The 23,132-nt window shown below is 53.2% G+C and carries 21 protein-coding genes and 1 pseudogene; 10 read left to right on the forward strand and 12 right to left on the reverse strand.

What is annotated here, in order from left to right; all coding sequences use genetic code 11:
- Positions 1 to 47 precede the first annotated feature (47 nt).
- Positions 48 to 974: a LysR family transcriptional regulator gene (locus FDW97_RS16455; RefSeq protein ID WP_137351346.1), complete on the reverse strand. Its 927-nt coding sequence runs from the start codon at positions 972 to 974 to the stop codon at positions 48 to 50.
- A gap of 219 nt (positions 975 to 1,193) precedes the next feature.
- On the opposite strand from FDW97_RS16455, the gene FDW97_RS16460 reads away from it, so the two are divergent.
- The 3 genes from FDW97_RS16460 (at position 1,194) to FDW97_RS16470 (ending at position 4,448) form a co-directional block, all read left to right on the forward strand.
- Positions 1,194 to 2,426: a dicarboxylate/amino acid:cation symporter gene (locus FDW97_RS16460; RefSeq protein WP_038636908.1), complete on the forward strand. Its 1,233-nt coding sequence runs from the start codon at positions 1,194 to 1,196 to the stop codon at positions 2,424 to 2,426.
- A gap of 31 nt (positions 2,427 to 2,457) precedes the next feature.
- Complete coding sequence (gene metC / locus FDW97_RS16465; RefSeq protein ID WP_038636913.1) at positions 2,458 to 3,648, forward strand: cystathionine beta-lyase; 1,191 nt, start codon at positions 2,458 to 2,460, stop codon at positions 3,646 to 3,648.
- 239 nt (positions 3,649 to 3,887) lie between these two features.
- The gene (locus FDW97_RS16470) at positions 3,888 to 4,448 is read left to right on the forward strand and encodes a DUF1440 domain-containing protein (protein WP_137351347.1); all 561 of its coding nucleotides are present in this window, start codon (positions 3,888 to 3,890) and stop codon (positions 4,446 to 4,448) included.
- An 84-nt stretch (positions 4,449 to 4,532) separates the two neighbouring features.
- On the opposite strand, the gene mdtM is transcribed toward FDW97_RS16470, so the two are convergent.
- The 3 genes from mdtM to FDW97_RS16485 all read right to left on the reverse strand — a co-directional run bounded on the left by mdtM (position 4,533) and on the right by FDW97_RS16485 (position 7,614).
- Positions 4,533 to 5,774, reverse strand: coding sequence for a multidrug efflux MFS transporter MdtM (gene mdtM / locus FDW97_RS16475; RefSeq protein ID WP_038636916.1), 1,242 nt, complete (start codon positions 5,772 to 5,774; stop codon positions 4,533 to 4,535).
- A gap of 325 nt (positions 5,775 to 6,099) precedes the next feature.
- Positions 6,100 to 6,750 (reverse strand): LysE family translocator, encoded by a 651-nt coding sequence (locus tag FDW97_RS16480; protein ID WP_137351348.1) that lies wholly within the window; start codon positions 6,748 to 6,750, stop codon positions 6,100 to 6,102.
- Between the two features lie 48 nt (positions 6,751 to 6,798).
- Entirely contained in the window at positions 6,799 to 7,614 is an 816-nt protein-coding gene (locus FDW97_RS16485; RefSeq protein ID WP_069324125.1) for an AraC family transcriptional regulator, read from the reverse strand.
- A gap of 185 nt (positions 7,615 to 7,799) precedes the next feature.
- Here FDW97_RS16485 and FDW97_RS16495 point away from each other — a divergent pair.
- A pseudogene (locus FDW97_RS16495) lies at positions 7,800 to 8,201 on the forward strand (ISNCY family transposase); the annotation flags it as partial.
- Positions 8,202 to 8,227: 26 nt separating this feature from the next.
- On the opposite strand, the gene FDW97_RS16500 reads toward FDW97_RS16495, so the two are convergent.
- The gene (locus tag FDW97_RS16500) at positions 8,228 to 9,640 is read right to left on the reverse strand and encodes a PLP-dependent aminotransferase family protein (protein WP_069324124.1); all 1,413 of its coding nucleotides are present in this window, start codon (positions 9,638 to 9,640) and stop codon (positions 8,228 to 8,230) included.
- Between the two features lie 176 nt (positions 9,641 to 9,816).
- Between FDW97_RS16500 and FDW97_RS16505 the strand changes: the two genes are divergently transcribed.
- From FDW97_RS16505 to FDW97_RS16520, 4 genes are all read left to right on the forward strand, one after another.
- Positions 9,817 to 9,981, forward strand: coding sequence for a DUF1127 domain-containing protein (locus FDW97_RS16505; RefSeq protein ID WP_069324123.1), 165 nt, complete (start codon positions 9,817 to 9,819; stop codon positions 9,979 to 9,981).
- Between the two features lie 148 nt (positions 9,982 to 10,129).
- Positions 10,130 to 10,594, forward strand: a complete 465-nt coding sequence (locus tag FDW97_RS16510) for a MarR family winged helix-turn-helix transcriptional regulator (RefSeq protein ID WP_038636927.1) — start codon at positions 10,130 to 10,132, stop codon at positions 10,592 to 10,594.
- Between the two features lie 6 nt (positions 10,595 to 10,600).
- The gene (locus FDW97_RS16515; RefSeq protein WP_137351349.1) at positions 10,601 to 11,668 is read left to right on the forward strand and encodes an HlyD family secretion protein; all 1,068 of its coding nucleotides are present in this window, start codon (positions 10,601 to 10,603) and stop codon (positions 11,666 to 11,668) included.
- Positions 11,658 to 12,722 (forward strand): DUF2955 domain-containing protein, encoded by a 1,065-nt coding sequence (locus tag FDW97_RS16520; protein ID WP_137351350.1) that lies wholly within the window; start codon positions 11,658 to 11,660, stop codon positions 12,720 to 12,722. Before FDW97_RS16515 ends, FDW97_RS16520 begins: the two co-directional genes overlap by 11 nt.
- A gap of 102 nt (positions 12,723 to 12,824) precedes the next feature.
- Here the strand turns inward: FDW97_RS16520 and yjiA are convergent, their stop codons facing one another.
- The 4 genes from yjiA to FDW97_RS16540 form a co-directional block, all read right to left on the reverse strand.
- The gene (gene yjiA / locus FDW97_RS16525) at positions 12,825 to 13,781 is read right to left on the reverse strand and encodes a GTPase (RefSeq protein ID WP_137351351.1); all 957 of its coding nucleotides are present in this window, start codon (positions 13,779 to 13,781) and stop codon (positions 12,825 to 12,827) included.
- A 12-nt stretch (positions 13,782 to 13,793) separates the two neighbouring features.
- Positions 13,794 to 13,988, reverse strand: a complete 195-nt coding sequence (locus tag FDW97_RS16530; protein ID WP_003830038.1) for a YbdD/YjiX family protein — start codon at positions 13,986 to 13,988, stop codon at positions 13,794 to 13,796.
- Positions 13,989 to 14,038: 50 nt separating this feature from the next.
- Entirely contained in the window at positions 14,039 to 16,189 is a 2,151-nt protein-coding gene (gene btsT, locus FDW97_RS16535) for a pyruvate/proton symporter BtsT (protein ID WP_137351352.1), read from the reverse strand.
- 289 nt (positions 16,190 to 16,478) lie between these two features.
- Positions 16,479 to 17,021: a hypothetical protein gene (locus FDW97_RS16540; protein ID WP_069324113.1), complete on the reverse strand. Its 543-nt coding sequence runs from the start codon at positions 17,019 to 17,021 to the stop codon at positions 16,479 to 16,481.
- A gap of 190 nt (positions 17,022 to 17,211) precedes the next feature.
- Here FDW97_RS16540 and tsr point away from each other — a divergent pair, with 190 nt between their 5' ends.
- Positions 17,212 to 18,873, forward strand: coding sequence for a methyl-accepting chemotaxis protein (gene tsr / locus FDW97_RS16545; protein WP_038636951.1), 1,662 nt, complete (start codon positions 17,212 to 17,214; stop codon positions 18,871 to 18,873).
- 39 nt (positions 18,874 to 18,912) lie between these two features.
- Here tsr and FDW97_RS16550 read toward each other — a convergent pair whose 3' ends face one another.
- From FDW97_RS16550 to FDW97_RS16560, 3 genes are all read right to left on the reverse strand, one after another.
- Positions 18,913 to 19,428, reverse strand: a complete 516-nt coding sequence (locus FDW97_RS16550) for a GNAT family N-acetyltransferase (protein ID WP_042312563.1) — start codon at positions 19,426 to 19,428, stop codon at positions 18,913 to 18,915.
- A gap of 52 nt (positions 19,429 to 19,480) precedes the next feature.
- Entirely contained in the window at positions 19,481 to 20,842 is a 1,362-nt protein-coding gene (locus tag FDW97_RS16555) for an MFS transporter (protein WP_087857417.1), read from the reverse strand.
- Between the two features lie 214 nt (positions 20,843 to 21,056).
- On the reverse strand, positions 21,057 to 21,971 hold the full coding sequence (locus tag FDW97_RS16560) for a GntR family transcriptional regulator (RefSeq protein WP_038636960.1): 915 nt from the start codon (positions 21,969 to 21,971) through the stop codon (positions 21,057 to 21,059).
- Positions 21,972 to 22,108: 137 nt separating this feature from the next.
- Here FDW97_RS16560 and FDW97_RS16565 point away from each other — a divergent pair, with 137 nt between their 5' ends.
- On the forward strand, positions 22,109 to 23,131 hold the full coding sequence (locus FDW97_RS16565) for a zinc-binding alcohol dehydrogenase family protein (protein ID WP_121529971.1): 1,023 nt from the start codon (positions 22,109 to 22,111) through the stop codon (positions 23,129 to 23,131).
- Position 23,132: the final 1 nt, after the last annotated feature.

Genomic DNA, 23,132 nt, shown 5'->3' on the forward strand with positions numbered 1-23,132 from the left:
ATCGTGCAAAAAATGTGGTGCGGCCCTCGTTTTTAAGCGACCAGATCTTACTCCGGGATCCAGTTGTCCCAGGCAGGTAAGGGACCGAGTTCCGCTACCAGAAAATCGATAAACGATCGTACCTTGGGGTTGCTGTACTTACTGGGAAAATAGAGCGCATACAGAGCATGAGTTTCACAGGTAATCGTGCCGTCGAGCATCAACGGCGTTATCTCTTCTTTTTGAATATGATCGCCAATCAGGTAGGTCGGCAAGTACGCCACGCCCTGATCTTCCAGTACCGACTTCAGTAATACCAGGCTGCTATTGGCCTGGATCGGCATATGCAGTTTGAGTTGATGCAGACGATCATGTTCATCAGCCACTTTCAGCACTGGCGTGAGACCCGGATACACCAGGCAATCATGGTTGACCAGATCGCTGCGGCGCTGGGGCATGCCTTTTTTGGCAAGGTAGCCGGGTGAGGCGCAATACGCCCAGCGGACAGGCACCAGCTTGCGCATGGCATAGTTCTGCGGCGGCGCGGTAGAAATGCGCAGAGCGATGTCGAAATCCGTTTCGTTCAGATTCACGAAGTTATCGTTGAGATCGATATATAAATTCACATCCGGGAACTGAGCGCGATATTTATCCACCAGGTTCACCAGTCGGGAATAACCAAACGCAATTGAGCAGGTTATACGTAATTCACCCTGTGGACTGTGGTAATAACCGGAAGTGGTATTCAGCGTTTCATCGAATTCTTTCAAAAGCTTATTAGCGCGGTTGAAGAGATATTGCCCGGCGTCGGTCAGGGTAATACTGCGGGTGGTGCGTTTAATTAACGTCGTCCCCAGCGTGTCTTCCATCGCGGCCAGGCTTTTACTGACCGCAGACGGCGAGACATTGAGCTGCGCCGCGGCTTCTGACAGCCCCCCGCAATCGACGATTTTCGTAAAAAATTCCAGATGCTTGAGTGAAATCGGCGTACTCATAGTTTCCTTTAATTCACAAGTGATTTGCAAAAACGGTACGAATAGGCCGTTACATTCGGCTTTTAAACATGCAACTATTGAATCACAGGAAACAACTTACTGGCAAAATGAAAAAATAACAACTTAGGTGAGTTACGTCACAAAATAACAGGAGGCGCAACGGCAACTCATCACATTGTGAATTTAATCTCATTAATTATTATTCTAAAGGTACCGATTATGTGGTCACGACTCGAACCCTACAGATCGTCGATTATTTTATTAGTTGCTCTGGTGATTGGCGGCTTATTAGGTATTTATGCCCCATCGTTGGCAGGTAAACTCCAGCCAATAGGTCAGATATTCTTAAACCTGTTATTTATGATTATTGTGCCGCTGGTGGGGATCAGCGTTATGTCTTCGATCGCCAGTATGACCGACCTGAAAAGGCTGGGACGCATTATGGCGATTATCTTTATTGTTTCGATCGCGATGGCCTTTATTCCGGCGGCCGGGATCGTCGCGCTGGCGCTCTGGTATAACCCGGCGCAGGGCGTCACTATCGATCTCTCGCAGTCCGTGCAGGCGGGCAGCGGCAAGATGGATTTTGTGAGCATGATTACCACCAGCGACTTTATTGGACTGTTTTCTAAGTCCAATATCCTGGCGCTGATCGTGATGGCGATCATTGCGGGTGTGGCGATTGGCCAATCGGATCAGGCTGGGAAACGCATTGCCTCACTGCTGGAAGATGCCAACACGGTGATCATGAAGATCGTCTCAATCATCATGAAGGTTGCGCCGATTGGTCTGGGCTGCTACTTCGCCGCCACCATGGCCAGCCAGGACTCTGCTCTGCTGCTAACCTTTGCCCGCGCCATTGGCCTGTTTATGGTTGCTACGCTGGTCTACTTTGTTTTTGGCTCTATTCTCTATTCGTACATTGGCGGCGGTATTCCGGCGGTGAAAGCCTTTTGGCGTAACGCGATTGAACCCTCTGCAACCGCGCTGGGGACCTGTTCTTCGCTGGGTACGCTCCCGGTGACGCTGCGCGCCGGTAAAGCGATGGGGATCAACCCGGAAATCGTTGATGTCTCCATTCCGCTGCTGGTGAACCTGAATAAAGGCGGCGTGGCGATGATAGCCGCACTGAAAATTGTCTTTATCTATTCCGTGCTGGGTATGGAGTTCACCACCGAAACCTTCTTCCTGACGATGCTGATTGCGGTGCTCTCCGCCATTATCGTCGGCGGCGTACCCGGTGGGGCGTTCCTTGGCGAGATCTTTATCGTCACCACGTTGGGTCTGCCGATGGAAGCGATCCCGATGCTGGTGGTACTGGGCACCATTACCGATGCGCCAGCTACATTGATTAACGTCATCCATGATTTGAATGCGGCACAGATTGTCGAACGGTTCGCTGGAAAAAAGCAGACCAACACTGAAATAAACTCTACTGCTGCGGTGGTATAGGTTTTCACACGGATTAAGAACAGGAGAAGTTATGAAAGACGCTATGAAGCTTGAAACGCATCTGGTCGTTGCTGGTCGCGACAAACGCTATACCCAGGGAGCGGTGAATCCGGTGATCCAACGCGCCTCTTCGCTGGTGTTCGATACCGTGAAGGATAAGAAATTTGCCACCGCCAACCGTGCTAACGGCGAACTGTTTTACGGTCGTCGCGGAACCTATACGCATTTTGCCTTCCAGAAAGCCATGAGTGAGCTGGAAGGCGGTGTCGGCTGCGCGCTGTATCCGTGTGGAGCCGCAGCGGTGACCAATGCGATTCTGGCATTCGTCCAAAGCGGCGATCATATTTTGATGACGGGCGCGGCCTATGAGCCAACTCAGGATTTTTGCAATAAGATCCTGAGTAAATTTAACGTAGAAACAACGTATTACGATCCGTTGATTGGGGCTGGGATCGTTGATCTTCTGCGTCCGGAAACGAAGGTGGTGTTCCTCGAATCACCAAGTTCTATCACGATGGAAGTCCAGGATGTACCGGGAATGGTGAAGGCTATTCGCGCGGTGAATCCGGAGATTGTCATTATGATCGACAATACCTGGGCAGCGGGTGTTCTCTTCAAGGCACTGGATTTCGGGGTGGATATTTCCATTCAGGCAGGCACCAAGTACACCATAGGCCATTCGGATGGCATGCTGGGAACGGCGGTGTCTAACGCCCGCTGTTGGGACCGTTTGCGAGAGAACTCCTATCTGATGGGGCAAACGCTGGATGCCGACACAGCCTACAACGGTAGCCGCGGATTACGTACGCTGGCGGTACGTCTGAAGCAGCATCAGGAGAGCAGTATTCACATTGCCCGCTGGCTGTCGGCAAGGCCGGAAGTGGCGCGGGTGAATCATCCTGCATTAGCGGAATGTCCGGGACACGAGTATTTTCAACGTGACTTTGCCGGAAGCTCAGGCCTGTTCTCGTTTGTGCTGAAAAAGAGACTGACCGACGAGCAGATGGCGAATTTCCTCGATAATTTCTCGCTGTTCCATATGGCCTATTCTTGGGGCGGTTTTGAGTCACTCATTCTGGCGAATCAACCGGAAGAGCTGAACAGCATTCGCCCGGCCGGAGAGGTTGATTTCAGCGGCACGCTGGTCAGGGTGCATATTGGTCTGGAAGATGTTGACGATCTGATTGCCGATCTGGAAGCGGGGTTTGCGCGCATCGCATGAGGTGACAGACTCGCTGCCGGATGGCGTTGATCCTTATCCGGCCTACGTAACCCAGTAGGCCGGATAAAACGCCTGCATGACATACGCGGTGACGTTATATTTACAATCAAATTAACTCATAATCAGTCATTTTAGATCATTTTTTATCAAGGATAATCTTAATCACGATTTTTATCATCACTCCTGGATAGCATAGTTACTGATTTTTAGGGTTACTGGCACAGAGGGGATGATGAGTTATGAAGCTGAAAGATTTATTCACGAGGACACCAACTGAACGCCGCCATTATGGCGCTGCCGTGTTAGTCGGCATCGTTTCTGGCGTACTTTCTGCATTTGTTAAGTGGGGGGCCGAAGTTCCTCTTCCACCCAGGACATTTTCTCTGGGAAGAAATGAGTTTAATCCTCCGTACCTTTTTCTCCGAGACTATTTGGGGATTGATCCCACGCAAACGGTCTATACCTTTTCTGAACATGTGATTAATCCGGTTATGGTTACGCACATCATATTTTCATTAGTGTTTGCAGTCGGGTATTGCGTTGCAGCTGAAATTTTTCCAAAAGTTAAACTTTGGCAGGGGGTACTGGCAGGTTTAATCGTGACGGTGGCAGTTCATGGCATCTTCATTCCCGCCCTTCATCTTTCGCCGCCCTTGTCTCAGCTGCCATTTGATGAATATGTGTCGGAAATTATTGGACATATTTTCTGGTTTTGGGTCATTGAAATGATTCGTCGCGACCTGCGTAATCGGATCACGCATGAACCCGATGCGGAAGTTCCGTTATCTCTCGTCAGATGATTAAAAGTTGATGCACTATGATGGATTGCCCCCAACCGCTAAACACAATATCAGTGTTCACGAATGGGGGCAGTTCGTAGAAGGTTAACTCTCTGCGGCTAATGCGGTTGCCTCATGCTGACGTACGCGCTTCAGTAAGCCTGCCAGCGTGAACACGACGGCAATACCTGCCACCACCGCCAGCAGATGAAACGAAATCCTGCCGCCGTTGAACCATAACCAACGCCCAATTTCGACAGAAACCGCCATCACCGTCAGGATCACCATATTCAACGACGCCGAAACTGTACCCTTCGGTAAGTTGTTGGAAAATAGTGTAAAGCGGAATAACGTTGGGAAGATCATTCCAATGCCAAACGCATACAGGCTGGTCCCCAGTACTGACCACAACCACACGTGCGGCCACAGTAAATTGCCAGCAATCAATACCGCCAGCCCGCTCAACTGAATGGGAACCGCTCGCCAGATAAAGCGTGGCCGGGTCGGATCCTTCACGAAGCGGACGACCACCATATTGGCGACGATCACCGCGCCAAACACCGGCGCCTGCGCCCAGGCAAACTGGGATGTGGTCATGCCGCCAGCATCAATGAGGATCACCGGTGAGACTGCCACCCAACTCATCATCGGGATATAGCTCAACGACAGCGTGGCTGCGCCAAACAGGAACACCCGGTTGCGGAAAACGTCGCGAAAATCACGTAAGACGCTGCGCGCACTGAACGGCACCGCGCCACGCTGGACGGTTTCTGGCATTGCTAACGTGAGTCCAATGAGTGCGATAAGCCCCATGACGGCGATAATGGCAAACAAGATCTTCCAGTGTACAAAATGCATCAGCGCGGCTCCGGAAAGCGGGCCGATAACCGGCGCCACCAGCACAATGGAGGTGATTACCGCCATCAGCTTAATAGCCTTTGTTTGCCCAAATGCCTCCTGCACCGTGACATAGCCGACGGTGGCGATAAAACAGATGCTGGTGCCCTGCACAAAACGGGCGACCAGAAATTGCGTCATCGAGGTGGTGAACAATGTGGCAGCGCAGGCGAGCGTAAAAATTAGCGCTCCCGCAATCAGTACCGGACGGCGGCCAATCCGATCGGAAAGCGGTCCTAACAACCATTGCAGCGCCATACCACCAGCCAGATAGAGACTGACCGCCGCGGGCGCCAGACTGACATCGGCGTTGAAATCGCGTACGACATTAATGATGCCGGGCTGGATCAAGTCCGTCGACAGATAGGCGGCGAAATCATACAAAATCAATGCAATAGGAAAAAATAGCGTCGTAGCGCGTTGGGAGAAAAACGCGAGAATCCGTTGCATAAAACAGCTCCTTGTCGGGAGAAAACCCTCAACGGGAATAACGAAACTCAATACCGTCTTTAAGACGTCAGACCGATGACAGAATAAAAGCAGACTGCAAATGTACTGAATTTCATGTAATCAAAAACGCTGTCTGCGTGAAGCGCAAACAGGAGAAACGCTCACTAACGCAGGGTCAGAAAGCGTAACGATTACAGGTAACAATCAGCACATCGCACCTCAAGAAGAGTAAGTTGAACGGGTAGCAACCATTTGCAGTGTAATGTGGATTGGATATTAATTAAACGAGTTTATCCGGTTTATTTGCAGAAAATCGCCACGTTTATCAGAGTAAGATGTTTTGCAAAAAACGCAGCGCGATGGCACAACCGAAGATGATCAGTACGCCGCCGGCGATACGCTCTACCCACAATATCCCTCTGGTTAAGCGTCGCTGGATCTGCGGTAAACCGATGAACATGACGATCAGCAGATCCCAGAACAGCACCACGCTGGTCATCCATATCCCGCTCATGCTTTGTTGCAGCAACGTCACCGACGGGCCGAGCAGGGCGGTCATTAGCGCCAGATAAAACAACGCATTTTTAGGGTTGAGTAGTGACGAAGCTAACCCCAGCAGCAGCTGTTTGCCAAATCCTGGACAGGTCGACTGGGCGTCTGCTCCGGTCAGTGTTTGTGGGCGGCTGCGTATCAGCAGGCTGCCAATCCACAATAAATAGAGTGCGCCCAATAGCTTAATAACTGTAAACAGCAGAGGAAGCTGACGCAGGATCCCCCAACCGATAATCGCCAGCAGGATATACAGCCCGTTGCCGATGGCGATCCCCACGCACAGCCCGGCGCTGCCGCGCATCCGGTAACGTACGGCATAGCCGACCAGTAAAAAGAAGTCCGGACCCGGGCTGAGGAGTGCGACAAAATGCGCCAGTGCCAACGCGGGAAACGCAGACGGAAAAAGTTCAGCAAGCAGTGACATAGTGACCTCAGAGCAGGAATCCGAGTTCACCCTACGCCTGATGCCGCGCTAATTATTGTCTGATATTGATCGTCCTAATGCATACTGACGCGGTGTAGCCGCGGTGTAGCGCACAAAGGTGCGATGGAAATGGCTCTGGTCGGCAAACCCGCTCTGGTAGCCGACATCCGCAATTTCGTCCCCGGCACGCAGCCGCTGGCGGGCATAGTTAACTCTCAGGATATTCAGATAACTCCCCGGCGTCAGGCCGGTGTCCTGCTTAAAGTTACGGATCAGCGTCTCTTTACGCATGTGGCATTCATAAGCCAGATCGTCCAGCGAGGGGGGCGCAAACAAACAGGACTGCAACCGTTCACGCAGATACGCGCTGGCAGCGCTAAGGTTTTCCGCTTTTACCGATTGCAACGGCAGCGAGCGCAGCAGTGCCTGCGCGGCATCGGTTATCTGTGTCGTTTGTTGCCGCTGCATGAGCACCACGAGGCGCAAATAGCGCTGGAATAATTGCGGATCGCGGATAACGGGATTGCGTGGGTAAAGCTGCTGATTGCTGCTCAGCGCAGGCAGATGGGCCAGGCACCACCGGGCATCAAGATAGAGCATATGGTAACTGCGAAACCGCCCATTAACGGGGTTACAGCTGTGAGGTGCCAGCGATGGGATCACAATGAGGTCGCCTGAGCTCAGGAGGTATTCTTTGCCATCACACTGGCAGCACGTCTCACCTTCAAGAATCGCTCCAACCGAGAGCTGAGAATGATGATGGCGTTTATAGGCTTGATGACTACGCCAGGTGCTACGCAGCTCCAGCCACGGCAACTGCGCGTCACGCCAGAACGATTGTGGAATATCCCGGGTATGCGTCACATCGCGCCCTCCATGAAAGTGATGATTTGTTATAGCACAGGGCGTGCGATGAAAAAGCGGGAATGTGCATTGAGGTCGTGATTCTGCGTGATACGTTCCAGATAAATGCGGACGTTACAAAGGGACGTTTTTATCTCTGAAATCGCCTCGCAAAGAGAGAAAGTTGCAGGTGAGGGGGTGGCGTCCTTATGGGGCTTGTTGAACAAATTGTTTCCCTGCTACTTACTGGACTGACTAATGACAGCCAGATAAAGACGCTGTTTAATTATATTTTGCAAACTGGCGATGCACCTCGATTCAGTGAGTTTATTCGTGGGGTCGCTGAACGTTCACCGCAGCATAAGGAGCATTTGATGACGATCGCGGACAGATTGCATGAGGCAGGTTTTCAAAAAGGATGGCTAAAAGGTCTGCAGGAAGGTAAACAAGAAGGTAAACAGGAAGGTAAACAAGAAGGGCTGATAGAGGGGCAGCGAACTGAGGCGCTCCGTATTGCTTGCACCATGCTGGCAGATGGCATCGATATCAGCACGGTACAAAAAATTACCCGACTTTCCGCTGAGGATATCCAGGGGTTAAGCCACTAGACAGAGGCGAAGCCGGGTATACCGACTTACTCTATCGCCACCTTTACCGCCTCGCCGAGCTTTTGCATGACTTCCCGATGCTTCTCGTCTGGCGGCAACGCACAATTGATGCGTACGCAGTTGCGGTATTTACCGGATGCGGAGAATAGCGAGCCAGGCGCGACCTGGATTTTCAGGCGACAGAGCTGTTTGGCGACGCAGACCATATCGACCTGCTGTGGTAATTCAACCCACAGCATAAAGCCACCTTTCGGCCGGGTGACGCAGATCCCACAGGGGAAATATTCCCGTACCCAGCAGGTATAGATCTCCATATTCCGCTGGTAGATCTGACGCATACGGCGAACATGACGATGATAATGCCCCTCGCGCACGAAGGTGGCGGCCGCCAGCTGTGTAGCAGGAACGTTAGTGCCGATGACGGCATATTTCATGTGCAGAAATTTATCATGATAACGACCGGGAATAACCCAACCGACGCGCAATCCCGGCGCCACGGATTTGGTAAATGAGCTGCACAGTAGCACCCGACCGTCGCTGTCCCAGGAATGGATTGTGCGCGGACGTGGATATTCTGTAGCCAGCTCTCCGTACACATCATCTTCAAAAATAACAATATCGTGCTGCTGGGCGAGGGCGAGCACAGCGCGTTTACGCGCATCCGGCATAATAAAGCCGAGCGGGTTGTTGCAGTTAGGAACCAGGATCACCCCTTTAATCGGCCACTGATCCAGCGCCAGTTCCAGCGCTTCAATGCTGATCCCGGCATCCGGATCGGTCGGGATCTCAATAACTTTGATCCCTAATCCGCGCAGCAGCTGCATTGTGCCGTAGTAGGCGGGAGATTCAACGGCGACAATATCTCCAGGCTGGCAGACCGTTAGCAGCGCCAGCGACATTCCGCTCTGGCTGCCATTAGTGATCACAATATCATCCGCATTGACGATCGAACCGCCGTCCAGCATGAGCCGGGCAATCTGTTGACGCAATTCCCGACAACCAGGTAATTCATCGTAGCCCAGAACTGCCTTGAGATTATGCTGCGCCACGCGGCTGAGTTCGCGCCACAGTGGCTTCAGGCTGGGTTGATTGATATCGGGCACGCCACTGCTAAAAGGGATTATCGATTTGTCCGCATGACCTGCCAGCATGTCCAGCACCTGATCCCACTGGGTTATCTCGACCGGACGCTGCACCGGACGCGACATCGGCGGCACCGGCGGTTGTGCTTTTTGTGGCGCGACAAAATAACCGGAACGCGGCTGCGGCGTGATCAGCTGTAGTTGTTCCAGCGTCTGATAGGCCTGCTGGACGGTACTGATACTGACCCCATGCTCCTGACTCAGGCTGCGCACCGAAGGCAATTTTTCGCCATGGCGATACAGCCCCTGCTCAATGCGTTCGGCCAGCAGATTGGCCAGATGTTGGTAACGCGTCATGCTGTATCCCTCATGGGTACCATACAGATAAAAAAACCAGTACAGATTGGCGTGAAAAAAGCGATGCAGAACTCTTTTTAACCAATCTGTATGTTAAATAAAAGTACTTTGTGAGTCTGTATTGTTCAGGCCCAAATCCGTGAAGATAAAGCCTCTGGCAAGGCGGGAGGCAAGGTATGGAATTTCATGAGAATAAAGCAAAGCAGCCGTTCATTGGGTTTGTACTGATCTGGCGAGCATACAAAGCATGGCGGCTACGGGCGCAAACGCGGTGTCTGTTGCAACAGATGAGCGATGAGCGGCTGCGTGACGTCGGGCTGCGACGCGATCAGGTGGAGTAATTATTTTCTATCGACAGAGGCTGGGTGTTAGCGCATCCGGCCTCTTTTATATTCACGGTGTTTATCAATTTATGCTTGTTGATAGTCTGTTTCTTGATACTTATCCTGATAAGTATTATTTTCTTCTCAGCGATGAGGAAAAAGAAACATGACTGAAGATGAACTGTTTGCCCGCCGTCCGATGGGGATGCGCATGGCGATGGTGGTACGCCAGTGGCGGGCCATTATTGATGCTGCCATCACCGATACAGGCCTGACGCAATCAAGCTGGACGGTATTGATGCAGCTGTATCAACTGGGAGACAACGTCTCGGTCAGTGAACTGGCCCAGGTGCAGGGCATTGAACTGCCGCCGCTGATGCGTACCCTCACGCTACTGGAAAAGCAGGGGTATTTGCTGCGTTCCACATCGCCTTATGACAAACGCATCCGACTGCTGACGCTGACCGCGCAGGGCCGTACAAGACTGGAAGAACTTAACCGGGTGATTGAGATGTATCAACATCGCGTCACCTGCACCATTCCTGAAGCGGAGCTTGCCGCCTTCAGCGCGACGTTAAATCAAATCGCCTGCAATTTGCGGACAATCCGCGAAGAAGACAATCAACATTAAAAAACTATGATGACCCCAGAACAAAAATTTGCCCGTTGGGTAAGGGTGAGTATTGCCGCTTTCCTGGTAATATTCGCCTGGTTTATCGTTGCCGATATCTGGATCCCGCTGACGCCGGACTCCACGGTGATGCGCGTGGTAACGCCTGTTTCCTCACGCGTATCCGGCTACGTCTCGCAGGTGTATGTGCACAACAATAGCCAGGTGAAGAAGGGCGATCTGCTGTACGAACTGGATCCGACGCCGTTTATCAATAAGGTTGAGGCCGCGCAAATCGCCCTTGAGCAGGCGAAGCTGAGCAACCAGCAATTAGATGCGCAGATCGCCTCTGCGCGTGCCAACCTGCGCACCGCGCAATTCAACGCCCGTAACGATAAGACCACCTTTGACCGCTATCAACGCCTGAGTGCCATGCAGAATGTGTCGCAATCCGATCTCGACAAGGTGCGCACTGCCTGGCAGACCAGCGAGCAGTCGGTGGCGGGGCTGAATGCCAGTATTCAGAACCTGCTTATCCAGCGTGGTGAGCGCGATGACAGCCGCAACGTGACGCTGCAAAAATACCGTAACGCGCTGGAAGAAGCGCAGTTGAATCTCGGCTGGACGAAGGTACATGCAGAGACCGACGGCACGGTAAGCAATCTCCAGCTCTCGCCTGGACTGTATGCAACCGCCGCCACCCCGCTGCTGGCGCTGGTCAGTCACCAGACCGATATCGTGGCCGACTTTCGCGAGAAAAGCCTGCGCCACACTCGCGTGGATACCGATGCCGCCGTGGTGTTCGACGCCATGCCGGGCAAGGTTTTTTCTGCCCGCGTTACCAGCAGCGATGCCGGTATTCTGGCGGGCCAGGAGCAGGTTAACGGCCAGCTGTCGCAGCCTGAACAGTCAACCCGTTGGGTGCGCGATGCCCAGCGTATGCGTATTCATGTGGCGCTGAACGAACCGCTCGACACGCCGTTACCGACCGGCGCGCGCGCCACGGTACAGCTGTATAACAGCGAGGGGATGTTCGCCCGTACCTTTGCCGGGGCGCAAATCCACCTCGTTAGCTGGCTGCATTATGTCTATTAACACGCTGGCCCATGTCTTTACGCCGCACGGGAATATTGTCTACACCGCCAATGATTTTCGCCAGACCCTGCGTATCTCCGTTGCCGGGACAATCGCGCTGAGCATCTCAACCTTCTACAACGTGCAGTACGGCGTGTTCTTTGTGGTTTATCCGCTGATGCTGCTGTCGCTGGTGCCGGTATTCAACCGCCATGTGGCAAAACAGTTTGTGTTCAGCGCGGCAGTAAACTGTGTTGAAATGGTGCTGATCGTCGGCTATCTCTCACAGTGGCCGCTGATCATGACGCTGGTGGTGTTCGGCCTGTACGTGATGCGTTTTCGTTTTATGAGCAAAGGGCCCCTGTTTCTGCTCGGCTCAATGGGCGTGGTGTGCCAGAGCACGATGCTCAACTTTATGAGCTATCCCACCACCAACTGGCATACGCTGATGTTCTCCAATATGGAGGCCTGCGTCATGGCGGTGGCGCTGAGCGCGCTGCTGCATTATCTGATCCCGGACGTGGAACCCCGCCAGCCGCCGCCGCGCATTGAAAAAGATGCCGCTAGGGTGCGCCACGAGTCGCTGCTTTCCGGCACGGTGGCGACGATGATTTTTATTGTCTTTCAGATCTGTGACTTGAGTGATTCGCTGTCGGCGCTGATGGCAGGCATTTTGATCCTTTTTCCGATGCACTATCGCGGGGCGGTGATTAGCTCGATCTGGCGTGTGGTCGGCGTGGTGCTGGCCTGTCTGTATATTCTGCTGGTGCAGCTGCTTATCTATGATTTCAGCAACCACATGGTGCTGATGATGCCGCTGATCGGTCTCGGGCTGGCGTTCAGCGCCCGCCTGCACGTAATGGAAAAAGTCGGCGCGGGCGTGGGGTTTGCCAGTATCACCACTATCGGCATTATGTTTGGCCAGAACCTGCACCCGGATCAGGACCTGGTGTTCAGCGATCTGTACCGCATCACCTCCGTCACCGTCGCGCTGGTGGCAACGCTCACCATGGTATTTCTGGTGCACCGGGTGTTGAACTGCTTTGCTGCGACACGGTTTGTAATTACCGAGTGAGTGGGCTGCCAGTGCCGGATGGCGGCTGCGCCTTATCCGGCCTACAAGGAGCGGGATTTCCAGGCCCGGTCACATCGCGTCACCGGGCAATTCAGCAGGGGATTACTTCTTCAATCCCGCAAATGCGGCTCTGATCTCATCTTCCGGCAACTGAATGCCAATAAACACCAGCAGGCTGTGCGGCGTTTCGTCGCCCCACGGGCGGTCCCAGTCGGCGCTGTACAGGCGCTGGACGCCCTGGAACAGCAGGCGGTTGGGCTCGCCTTCAATCCACAGCATGCCTTTATAGCGCAGCAGCTTCTCGGCGGATTCCAGCAGCAGATTTTCCATTACGCGCGACACGTCGCTGATGTTCACCGGGTAATCCAGTTCGACGACGATCGAGGAAATATCGTTTTGCTTGTCAGCGATAAAGTGGAAGCGCGGTTTGGCGCTGACCACGTTCTCTTCCAGCATAAAACCGTTGGTGTCGAACAGCAGCGAAAGATCGATGTCGCCATGCGTCACGGTGTAAATCGGCGCACGGGCGTTGATGCGCGCCAGGCGCTCACGCAGTTTCTCGCTTTCACCTGCGACGTCGGTTTTGGTCAGCAGGATGCGGTCAGCATAGCCGACCTGCGACTGGGCGATGGTGAACTGGTTCATCTGATCGTCAGCATGCACCGCGTCAACCAGCGCAATTACGCCGTCCAGCAGGTAGCGTTCGCAAATCACTTCATGGGAGAAAAAGGTCTGGATAATCGGGCCGGGGTCAGCCATGCCGGTACACTCGATCACCAGACGGTCAAAATTGATGGTGCCTTTGTCGAGGTTGTCGAGCAGGTCTAACAAGGCATCTTCCAGTTCATTAGAACGGGTACAGCAAATGCAGCCGTTGGTCAGGGTTTTGATCTGCGTGGCGCGGTCGCCAATCAGTTGATCGTCCACCGAAACTTCGCCGAATTCGTTTTCGATAACGGCAATCTTGTAACCGTGCTGCTCGTTGAGAATATGGCGTAGCAGGGTGGTTTTACCCGCGCCAAGAAAACCGGTGAGTAGGGTAACTGCAATCGGGGTCATTCACTTCTCCTTCTAACAGCAACTGCTTCCGCCGCTACCGTAGCGGGCTTCCTGGCGCTCGCGGAAGAATTCTTCGTAGGTCATGTACGGCTTATCGGGATGGTTGGTCTTCATGTGCTCGACGTAGTTGTCGTAGTCCGGAATGCCAATCAGCATCTTCGCCGCCTGACCGAGATATTTTTTAGCTTGCCCTAAAGTACCAAACATAAACAATCCTGATAAGCGAAAAGCCCCGCCGAAGCGGGGCTGAATACATCTTAGTGGTGTGACGAGGTCTTCACGCCGCCTTCCGGCACCGGTACATACGGCGTCTCTTTATCGGAGCGGCCGTTGATGGCGCGGGCTTTCTGCCAGGTACGGAACCCGTAGAAAATGATGCTGTACACCACCACCAGGAACAGAATACTCAGACCTGCGTTGGTGTAGTTGTTGACGACGATATGGTTCATATTGGCAATCTGCTGAGTGGTCAGTTCGCCGCCGTTAGCAATCTTCTCTTTGTACTGATTCGCCATAAAGAAGAAGCCTTCCATCTGCGGGTTGGTGCTGAACAGTTTCAGACCCAGCGCCCAGGTGGTGCAGATCAGCAGCCATACTGCCGGAACCACGGTAACCCAGATGTATTTGGTGCGCTGCATTTTAACCAGCACCACAGTGCCGAGAACCAGCGCCACGGCAGCCAGCATCTGGTTAGAGATACCAAACAGCGGCCACAGGCTCTTAACGCCGCCCAGCGGGTCAACAACGCCTTGATACAGCAGGTAACCCCACAGGCCTACGCAGCCCGCAGTACCGATGATGCCCGCCACCAGAGAGTCGGTTTTCTTCAGGAACGGCACGAAGTTACCCAGTAAATCCTGCAGCATAAAGCGGCCAGAACGGGTACCGGCATCCAGTGCGGTCAGGATGAACAGTGCTTCGAACAGAATACCGAAGTGGTACCAGAAGCCCATATCAGCCATCGGCAGCACTTTGTGGAATACGTGAGCGATACCCACAGCCAGCGTTGGTGCGCCACCTGCGCGGTTCAGAACGGATGGTTCACCGATGTCTTTCGCGGTCTGCAGGATCTGCTCAGGCGAAATCACGAAGCCCCAGGAGCTGACGGTCGCCGCCGCATGTGCGGTGACATCTTTCAACTGCGCCATAATCAGCGGCGCGTTCTCACCGCTCATTTCATGCAGGTTCGGCATGGTGATGCCAAGGCCCGCAGGCGGGGTGTTCATCGCGAAGTACAGACCCGGTTCGATGATGGAGGCTGCAACCAGCGCCATAATCGCCACGAAGGATTCCATCAGCATTGCGCCATAGCCAATGAAACGCGCGTCGGTTTCACAAGCCAGCAGCTTCGGCGTGGTACCGGAAGCAATCAGCGCGTGGAAGCCAGATACCGCACCACAGGCGATGGTGATGAACAGGAACGGGAACAGTGCGCCTTTCCACAGCGGGCCAGTACCATCAACGTACTGCGTCATCGCCGGCATTTTCAGTTCCGGGTTGAGGATAACAATCCCCACCGCCAGGCCGACGATAACGCCGATTTTCAGGAAGGTCGCCAGATAGTCGCGCGGGGCGAGGATCAGCCATACCGGCAGCAGCGCAGAGATAAACGCGTAACCGATCAGGGTAAAGGTGATGGTGGTGTCTTTAAAGGTCAGCGCCGGGCCCCAGAACGGATCGTGCGCAATCACGCCGCCGAAGTAGATTGAAGCTACCAGCAGCACAATACCAATTACCGACACTTCGCCCACACGTCCCGGGCGCAGGAATCGCATGTAGATCCCCATAAACAGCGCAATCGGTACAGTTGAGCAGACGGTGAAGACACCCCACGGGCTTTCCGCCAGCGCTTTCACCACGATCAGCGCCAGTACCGCCAGGATGATGATCATGATTAAGAAGCAGCCGAAGAGAGCAATGGTTCCCGGGATCGGGCCCATCTCTTCTTTGATCATCTCGCCCAGAGATGCGCCGTTACGGCGGGAAGAGATAAACAGCACCATGAAGTCCTGTACCGCACCGGCCAGCACCACGCCTGCCAGCAGCCATAGCGTACCGGGCAGGTAGCCCATCTGCGCAGCCAGTACCGGTCCGACCAGCGGACCTGCACCGGCGATAGCGGCAAAGTGGTGCCCAAACAATACGTTACGGTTAGTAGGAACGTAGTTCAGACCATCATTGTTGATGACCGCTGGCGTAGCGCGCGTTGGGTCAAGTTTCATCACTTTCTGGGCGATGTACAGACTGTAGTAACGATAGGCCACCAGATAAACAGAAACTGAGGCCACCACGATCCACAGGGCACTAATGTGCTCACCCCGACGTAATGCCACTACCGAGAGGCAGAATGCACCGATGATTCCGAGAATCACCCAGGGTATGTGCTTGAATATCTTTTTCGTATCCATAGTAAAACCTGGTATCTAATTAATAATTGGCCGAAGCCGCGTGGGTTTGATCTTGTGTTTGAGGAGGTAAATTGACTGCTATGTTGGAGGGATCTTGCCAGAGAATTACGCGCGTAAAGTAAGGTAAATAAGTGAGCGGTTGTATGTCAGCTTAAGCGGTCTCAAATGTCAGTGAGCGGTTAGCAATGAGGGTGAATGGGGGAGTTTATGTGATTGAGATCACGGCATTATAGTGTTCGCTTGCCTAAATGCCGTGTTTCCACACTGACACAGTATCTGACTGAGATACTTAGATGACGATATAACAGTAAGGCGTTTGTTCGATGTCTCTTAACAACACATGTTTCTTACGTGATTTAGTCAGGTAATATTTTTCATCCAGATAGTGGTCAATAAGTTCATCGAGGCGCTCTTTGTCTATGCGGGGTGTTACCCCGAGCGTCCAGAAGCTACGCAGCTCTAATTCTGAACGTTTGATTTTGGCGCTTTTAACCAAATCAGCAATCATATTTCTGACGCAACTTGTCGGATCCTGGTTCTGCTTGAGTTCAAGTGCAATGTAGCTGTCCTGAGTCCAGCCTTTTTTCCGCAACAAGAAATCTGCACGTACAGACAAACGCTGTGGATTTTTCCGCAGATCGCAGGCGAGAGTTTGTTCACGCCACCATTCATGACCCGTCGAAGCCAAAAGATTGGCAAATTCTATCTGCATCCAGACTTCCCAACCGGAGATGTTGTACTGATCGATGATATTAAGTTTTTGGCGAATATCTTCACGTTCAAAAAAGTGGTGCGCGAGGGTGGATAGGTGATCAAAATCGCGATTCAACATACAAGCATCCTTTCCTTAAAAACGGGAATCCTACACCTAAGACGCAATGGAACGAGTAATTTTTTGCGTAATTTGTCATAGGGAACGAAATTTAATGCGGAAACGATAATTATGTAGCAATTGCTGGCACCATAAAGTTTTCTCTTTCCAGGCCGAAAACCAGAGTATCTGTCTAGCGGAAAGAGAAAACATGTTAAAACGAATGAAGATTGTTACCAGCTTACTGCTGGTATTGGCGCTATTTGGCCTTTTACAGCTCGCCTCAGGCGGCTTGTTTTTTAACTCACTGAAGAATGACAAAGAGAACTTTACCGTTCTGCAAACCATTCGCCAGCAGCAGTCTGCGCTGAACGCTACCTGGGTTGAGCTACTGCAAACGCGTAATACCCTGAACCGGGCGGGGATTCGCTACATGATGGATCAGAGCAACATCGGCAGCGGCGCTACCGTTGCAGAACTGATGCAGGTGGCGAGCAATGCCCTGAAGCTGACCGAAAAAAACTGGGCGATTTACGAGTCGCTTCCGCGCGATCCGCGTCAAAGCGAAGCCGCGTTCCAGGAGATCAACCGCACCTATGACATCTATCACGGCGCGCTGGCGGAGCTGATCCAGTTACTGGGTGAAGGCAAGATCAACGCGTTTTTTGATCAACCGACTCAGAGCTATCAGGACGGTTTTGAGAAGCAGTACATGAGTTACATGCAGCAGAACGATCGCCTGTATGACATCGCGGTTGAGGACAATAACGCTTCCTATAGCCAGGCGATGTGGGTGCTGGTGTGTGTACTGATTACCGTGCTGGCCGCTATCGTTGCGGTGTGGTTTGGTATCAAACTGACGCTGATCTCTCCGATGAACCGCCTGATTGAAAGCATTCGTCATATCGCCAGCGGCGATTTGGTGAAGCGTATTGAGGTGGAAGGTTCCAACGAGATTGGACAACTGGCGGAAAGCTTGCGCCACATGCAGGGTGAACTGATGAACACCGTGGGTGACGTGCGTAACGGCGCTAACGCGATTTACAGCGGCGCCAGCGAGATTGCGATGGGCAACAACGATCTCTCCTCACGTACCGAGCAGCAGGCGGCTTCTCTGGAAGAAACGGCGGCCAGCATGGAACAACTGACGGCGACCGTGAAGCAGAACGCCGAAAACGCGCGTCAGGCCAGCCATCTGGCGCTGAGCGCTTCAGAAACCGCGCAGAAAGGCGGTAAAGTGGTTGATAACGTGGTGCAAACCATGCGCGACATCGCTTCCAGCTCGCAGAAAATCGCCGATATTATCAGCGTTATCGACGGCATTGCCTTCCAGACCAATATTCTGGCGCTCAACGCTGCGGTAGAAGCCGCACGTGCGGGCGAGCAGGGGCGTGGTTTTGCGGTGGTTGCGGGTGAAGTGCGTAACCTGGCACAGCGTAGTGCGCAGGCCGCGCGCGAGATCAAGAGCCTGATTGAAGACTCGGTCAGCCGTGTGGATGTGGGATCAACGCTGGTGGAAAGCGCCGGTGAAACCATGGATGAGATCGTCAATGCGGTAACCCGCGTGACCGATATCATGGGTGAAATTGCCTCCGCCTCTGATGAGCAGAGCCGCGGCATCGACCAGGTGGGTCTGGCCGTTGCAGAGATGGATCGCGTGACGCAGCAGAACGCCTCGCTGGTGGAAGAATCCGCCGCTGCCGCTGCGGCGCTGGAAGAGCAGGCCAGCCGTCTGACCCAGGCCGTAGCCGTGTTCCGTATTCAGCATGACCAGCAGCGCGCGCGCGACGTTGCCGCCGCTAAACCGGTTTCAACGGTCCAGCCGCGTAAAGCAGCGGTAACTGATGCCGGGGATAACTGGGAAACGTTCTAAGCCTGTGATGCCCGATAAGGCGTAGCCGCCATCGGGCAATCAACGCAGCATCAGGCGCATGGCGCAGCGTCGTTCGTACGTCTGCCCGTGCGCCACCTCTTCAGCTCTTTTTTCGCGCAATTCCGGCGAAAGCGTCTCGTCAGCCAGCATTTCAAAACCCAGTCGCGCATACAATGGCGCATTCCACGGCACATCGCGGAAAGTGGTCAGCGTCAGTGACGTATAACCTTTCTCGCGAGCCTGTTCGGCAACATAGCCAATCAACCTGCGGCCAATTCCTTTTCCCTGCCACTCCAGATGCAGCGACAGTTCAGCAATAAACAGCGATGACCCCAGCGTTTCGGCTACCAAAAAACCGACCGGACGCTCATCGACCTGCGCCAGCCAGCTCATGCCGGCGGCGGCAAATGCCCGATGCTGAGCAGCCGATATAATCTGGTCGTCAGCAATCCACGCCAGGTCGGGGATGAGTAAAAAACGTTGCCCCGCAGATCGTTCGATGGCGGGAAGAGCGGCAGTTTCTGCCAGAGTCGTGGCGCGCAAGATAATGTTCATACGTGGAGCATAACATGCCCGATAAGCGCGGTGTTATCGGGCATCTGGAGGATTAATCTTTACGCGGATCGCTAATGGGCTGGCGTACCAGGATGATGTAGGCGAGGGCGCCCACCATGGTGACGCAACCGCAGATAATCAGCGCCAGGCGGAAAGAGTTAGTGGTATCCACAATAAAGCCGGTAACGATCGGCGCGAAGGACGCGCAGATAAAACTGGCAAAGTTCTGGATACTGCCTACGGAGGCGGTCATACGTGAAGCGACGGCGACGTGGATCAAGCCCCAGCAGGAGGTTCCGGCGAAGTGGATACAGAACAGCGCCATACCGATCAGTAACACCGCGGCCATTGACGTTGTCGCCTGCGGTACCACGAAGGTGAAGGCTGCAGAGCAGAACATCCCGGCGATAATACAAATCTTCCGGCTCTTAATCGGTGCCATACCGCCTTTCACCAGCCAGTCGGTGACAAAACCGTTAATCAGCATGCCAGCTGCGCCAAACAGGAACGGAATGGCCGCCATTAAGCCGGTGCTTTTTAAATCCAGATTGTAGGAGGTCTGCAGGTAGCCCGGCAGCCAGGCCAGGTATAACCATGCGGTGTAGTTGATGCCGCTAAAGCCCAGCATCATGCCCCACATGGTACGGTTGCGGAACAGGCTGCGCCATTCGGCAAAGCTCAGCGGATCGCGGCGGGCATTGACGCTGCCGGCGTTCAGGTAAGCCTGTTCTGTGGCGCTCAGATCAATCTGCTCGCGGTTGCGATACAACATGTACCAGCCGATGGCGAGGAAAATGCCCAGCACGCCGATGGTAATAAACATCCAGCGCCATCCCATAACCAGCATCATTGCAGCCAAAATCGGTGGACTAATGGCGACGCCGATGGTGGAGGCGGCGTTAAATAAACCCATGGGGCGGCCGCGTTCTTTGATGTTAAACCAGTCGTTGATGACTTTTACGCCGCACGGGTTCATGGGCGCTTCGCCGATCCCCATGCCAATACGCACCAGCACAAACTGAGTGAAGCTGTGTACCATCCCGGACAGCGCCTGAAACAGCGACCAGAAGAACATCCCGAGACCTAACATAATACGCGGACCCTTGCGATCCAGCAGCGGGCCGCAGGGCAGTTGTGCAATACCGTAAGCGAGAGAGAAGACCGACAGCAGGACGCCGATTTGTGTGGCGCTCAGCCCCAGTTCTTCCCGAATTGTTAAGTTGGCGACTGATAATGAACTACGGTCGAGGTAATTAATCACCGCAGCAAAAAATAATAAAATCATTGCTGTGGTCTGAATACGTTTAATTCGGCTACTGCGTTGTACCATGCCCTCAGGCGGAACATTAATATCCGCTGATGACGACGTGTCAAACGAAGAACTCGGGTCGAGGGTAATATTATTTTTTTCCACGCCGGACTCCTGAACCTCAATAATTTATTTTCACACAGCAGTGGGCTGTGCAGTATTGAAAAAATACCAGTGATGAATCAATTTACTCATCACCGCTCACAAAAGTTTTTAATGCAGTCGACTTAGCGTGAGCATAGGCAAGAGGTATTTTTCAGGGGTTTATATTTTTATAAAATCGTGCTCCCGGTAATGGTTTGCTGTTTTTTATCGGTACTTAATGCGCAGCAGCGCTACTTTGATTAATGGAGCGGATCATCGATTGTTTGGCTGTATTCAAATGGTTACATAGCGCCAGGGTGGCATCCAGGTCGCTGCGGCAGATCAGCGCGCTGAGGATAGTCATATGCTCATCGATGGCAATGATATTGCGCTGTTTAAGATCGCTTTCATCCCACTGATAGTGGAAGTGGAAAATCACGGAGATGATTTCAAGTGATTGATTAAAAAATATATTGTCGGCAGCAGAGAGCAGTAAAGCATGAAACTCACGGTCTAACTGCGAGAACATACGAAAGCTGCTGCCGATGCTGTCGCGCAGGATGCGATGGCGCTCCAACAGCGTTTTGGCCTGCAGCCAGCGCGGGTCATCATCGGGCAGATTGAGGAAATGCTGTAAAGAATGGGTCTCAAGCATTTCTCTGAGTTCAAACAGCTGTTCCGCATAGGCCTGATCGAACTGCTTCATGCTCCACTGACCGCGTTTTTCGTTTTTAATCAGGTTGTAACGTTCGAATTTTAAAAGATATTCCCGCACAACTACCGGACTGACGCCTGCGGCTCTGGCAAGCTGCAGTTCGGAGAAACTCTCGCCTGCGCGCAGTTGGCGCTGGTTGATCATAGTGAAAAAAGCCTGCTCGAAGATCCGGTTTTGCTCGGTCATGGAGGCGGTGGTGCAGGCAAAACCGTCGTCATGGTCAGGTTTACGCACGATGACATAGTGGCTGCCGACCTGCGTCAGTACGCCGCATTCGCTTAAATGGCTCAGCATATGGCGCACGGTGGTACGACTGATGTTGTACATCTCGGCCAGCGCGCTTTGCGACGGAAGTGGGGAAGGGATATGACCACGCGCCATATCATCGATTATTTGGTTAATCACATTGTGGCGTAAGTTCTGTGAACGGCTCATGGTGTCTCCTTTTTCGCTATTAAAACCCGATTTAAAACATTTTTATGCGCTGAGATTCACAGATTACGTTTCCGCTTTCTCCGGTTTTTTTATTTTCGTCGATATCTGAGGCAACAAAAAAACAGGAGAGCAGAATCATGTCTACGATGAATACGTTGATTTGCCAGGAACCTAAAAAATTAGTCTGGAAAGAGCGTGAAATACCTGTTCCGGGTGAGGGTGAGGCATTAATTAAAATTAAGTCGGTGGGAATTTGTGGCACCGATATTCATGCCTGGGGCGGCAATCAACCTTTTTTCAGCTATCCACGTGTATTAGGCCATGAAATATGTGGGGAAATTGTCGGGCTGGGTAAAAATATACAAAATCTGAAAAATGGCCAGCAGGTGGCGGTTATTCCTTACGTGGCCTGTCAGCAGTGTCCGGCGTGCCTGAGCGGGCGCACCAACTGCTGCGAGAATATTTCAGTGATTGGCGTGCACCAGGATGGCGGCTTCAGCGAATACTTGTCCGTGCCGGTGACCAACCTGCTGGATGCGCAGGGCATTGACCCGCAGGCGGCGGCGTTGATTGAGCCTTATGCCATCAGCGCACATGCGGTACGTCGGGCGGCGGTAGCGCCGGGTGAGCAGGTGCTGGTGGTCGGTGCCGGTCCGATTGGTCTGGGCGCGGCGGCGATTGCCAAAGCCGATGGCGCGCAAGTGGTGGTGGCGGATACCAGCCCCGCGCGCCGGGAGCATGTGGTTTCCCGACTGGATCTTCCGGTTATCGATCCGTCTGCTGAAGATTTTGATGCGCAATTGCGCGCTCAGTTTGGCGGCTCGCTGGCGCAAAAGGTCATTGATGCCACGGGGAATCAGCATGCGATGAACAACACGGTGAATTTGATTCGCCATGGGGGCAGCATCGTTTTCGTTGGGCTGTTTAAAGGCGATTTACAGTTCTCCGATCCTGAGTTCCATAAGAAAGAGACCACCATGATGGGCAGTCGCAACGCGACCCCGGAAGATTTTGCCAAGGTGGGCCGCCTGATGTCGGCAGGCAAACTGACCGCCGACATGATGCTCACGCACCGTTACGCGTTTGCCCAACTTGCAGAGATCTACGAGCGGGACGTGATTAACAACCGGGAACTGATTAAAGGCGTGATCACGTTCTGAG

This window comes from Citrobacter sp. wls708 (assembly GCF_005281255.1).
In the GTDB taxonomy this organism is placed as follows: domain Bacteria; phylum Pseudomonadota; class Gammaproteobacteria; order Enterobacterales; family Enterobacteriaceae; genus Citrobacter; species Citrobacter werkmanii.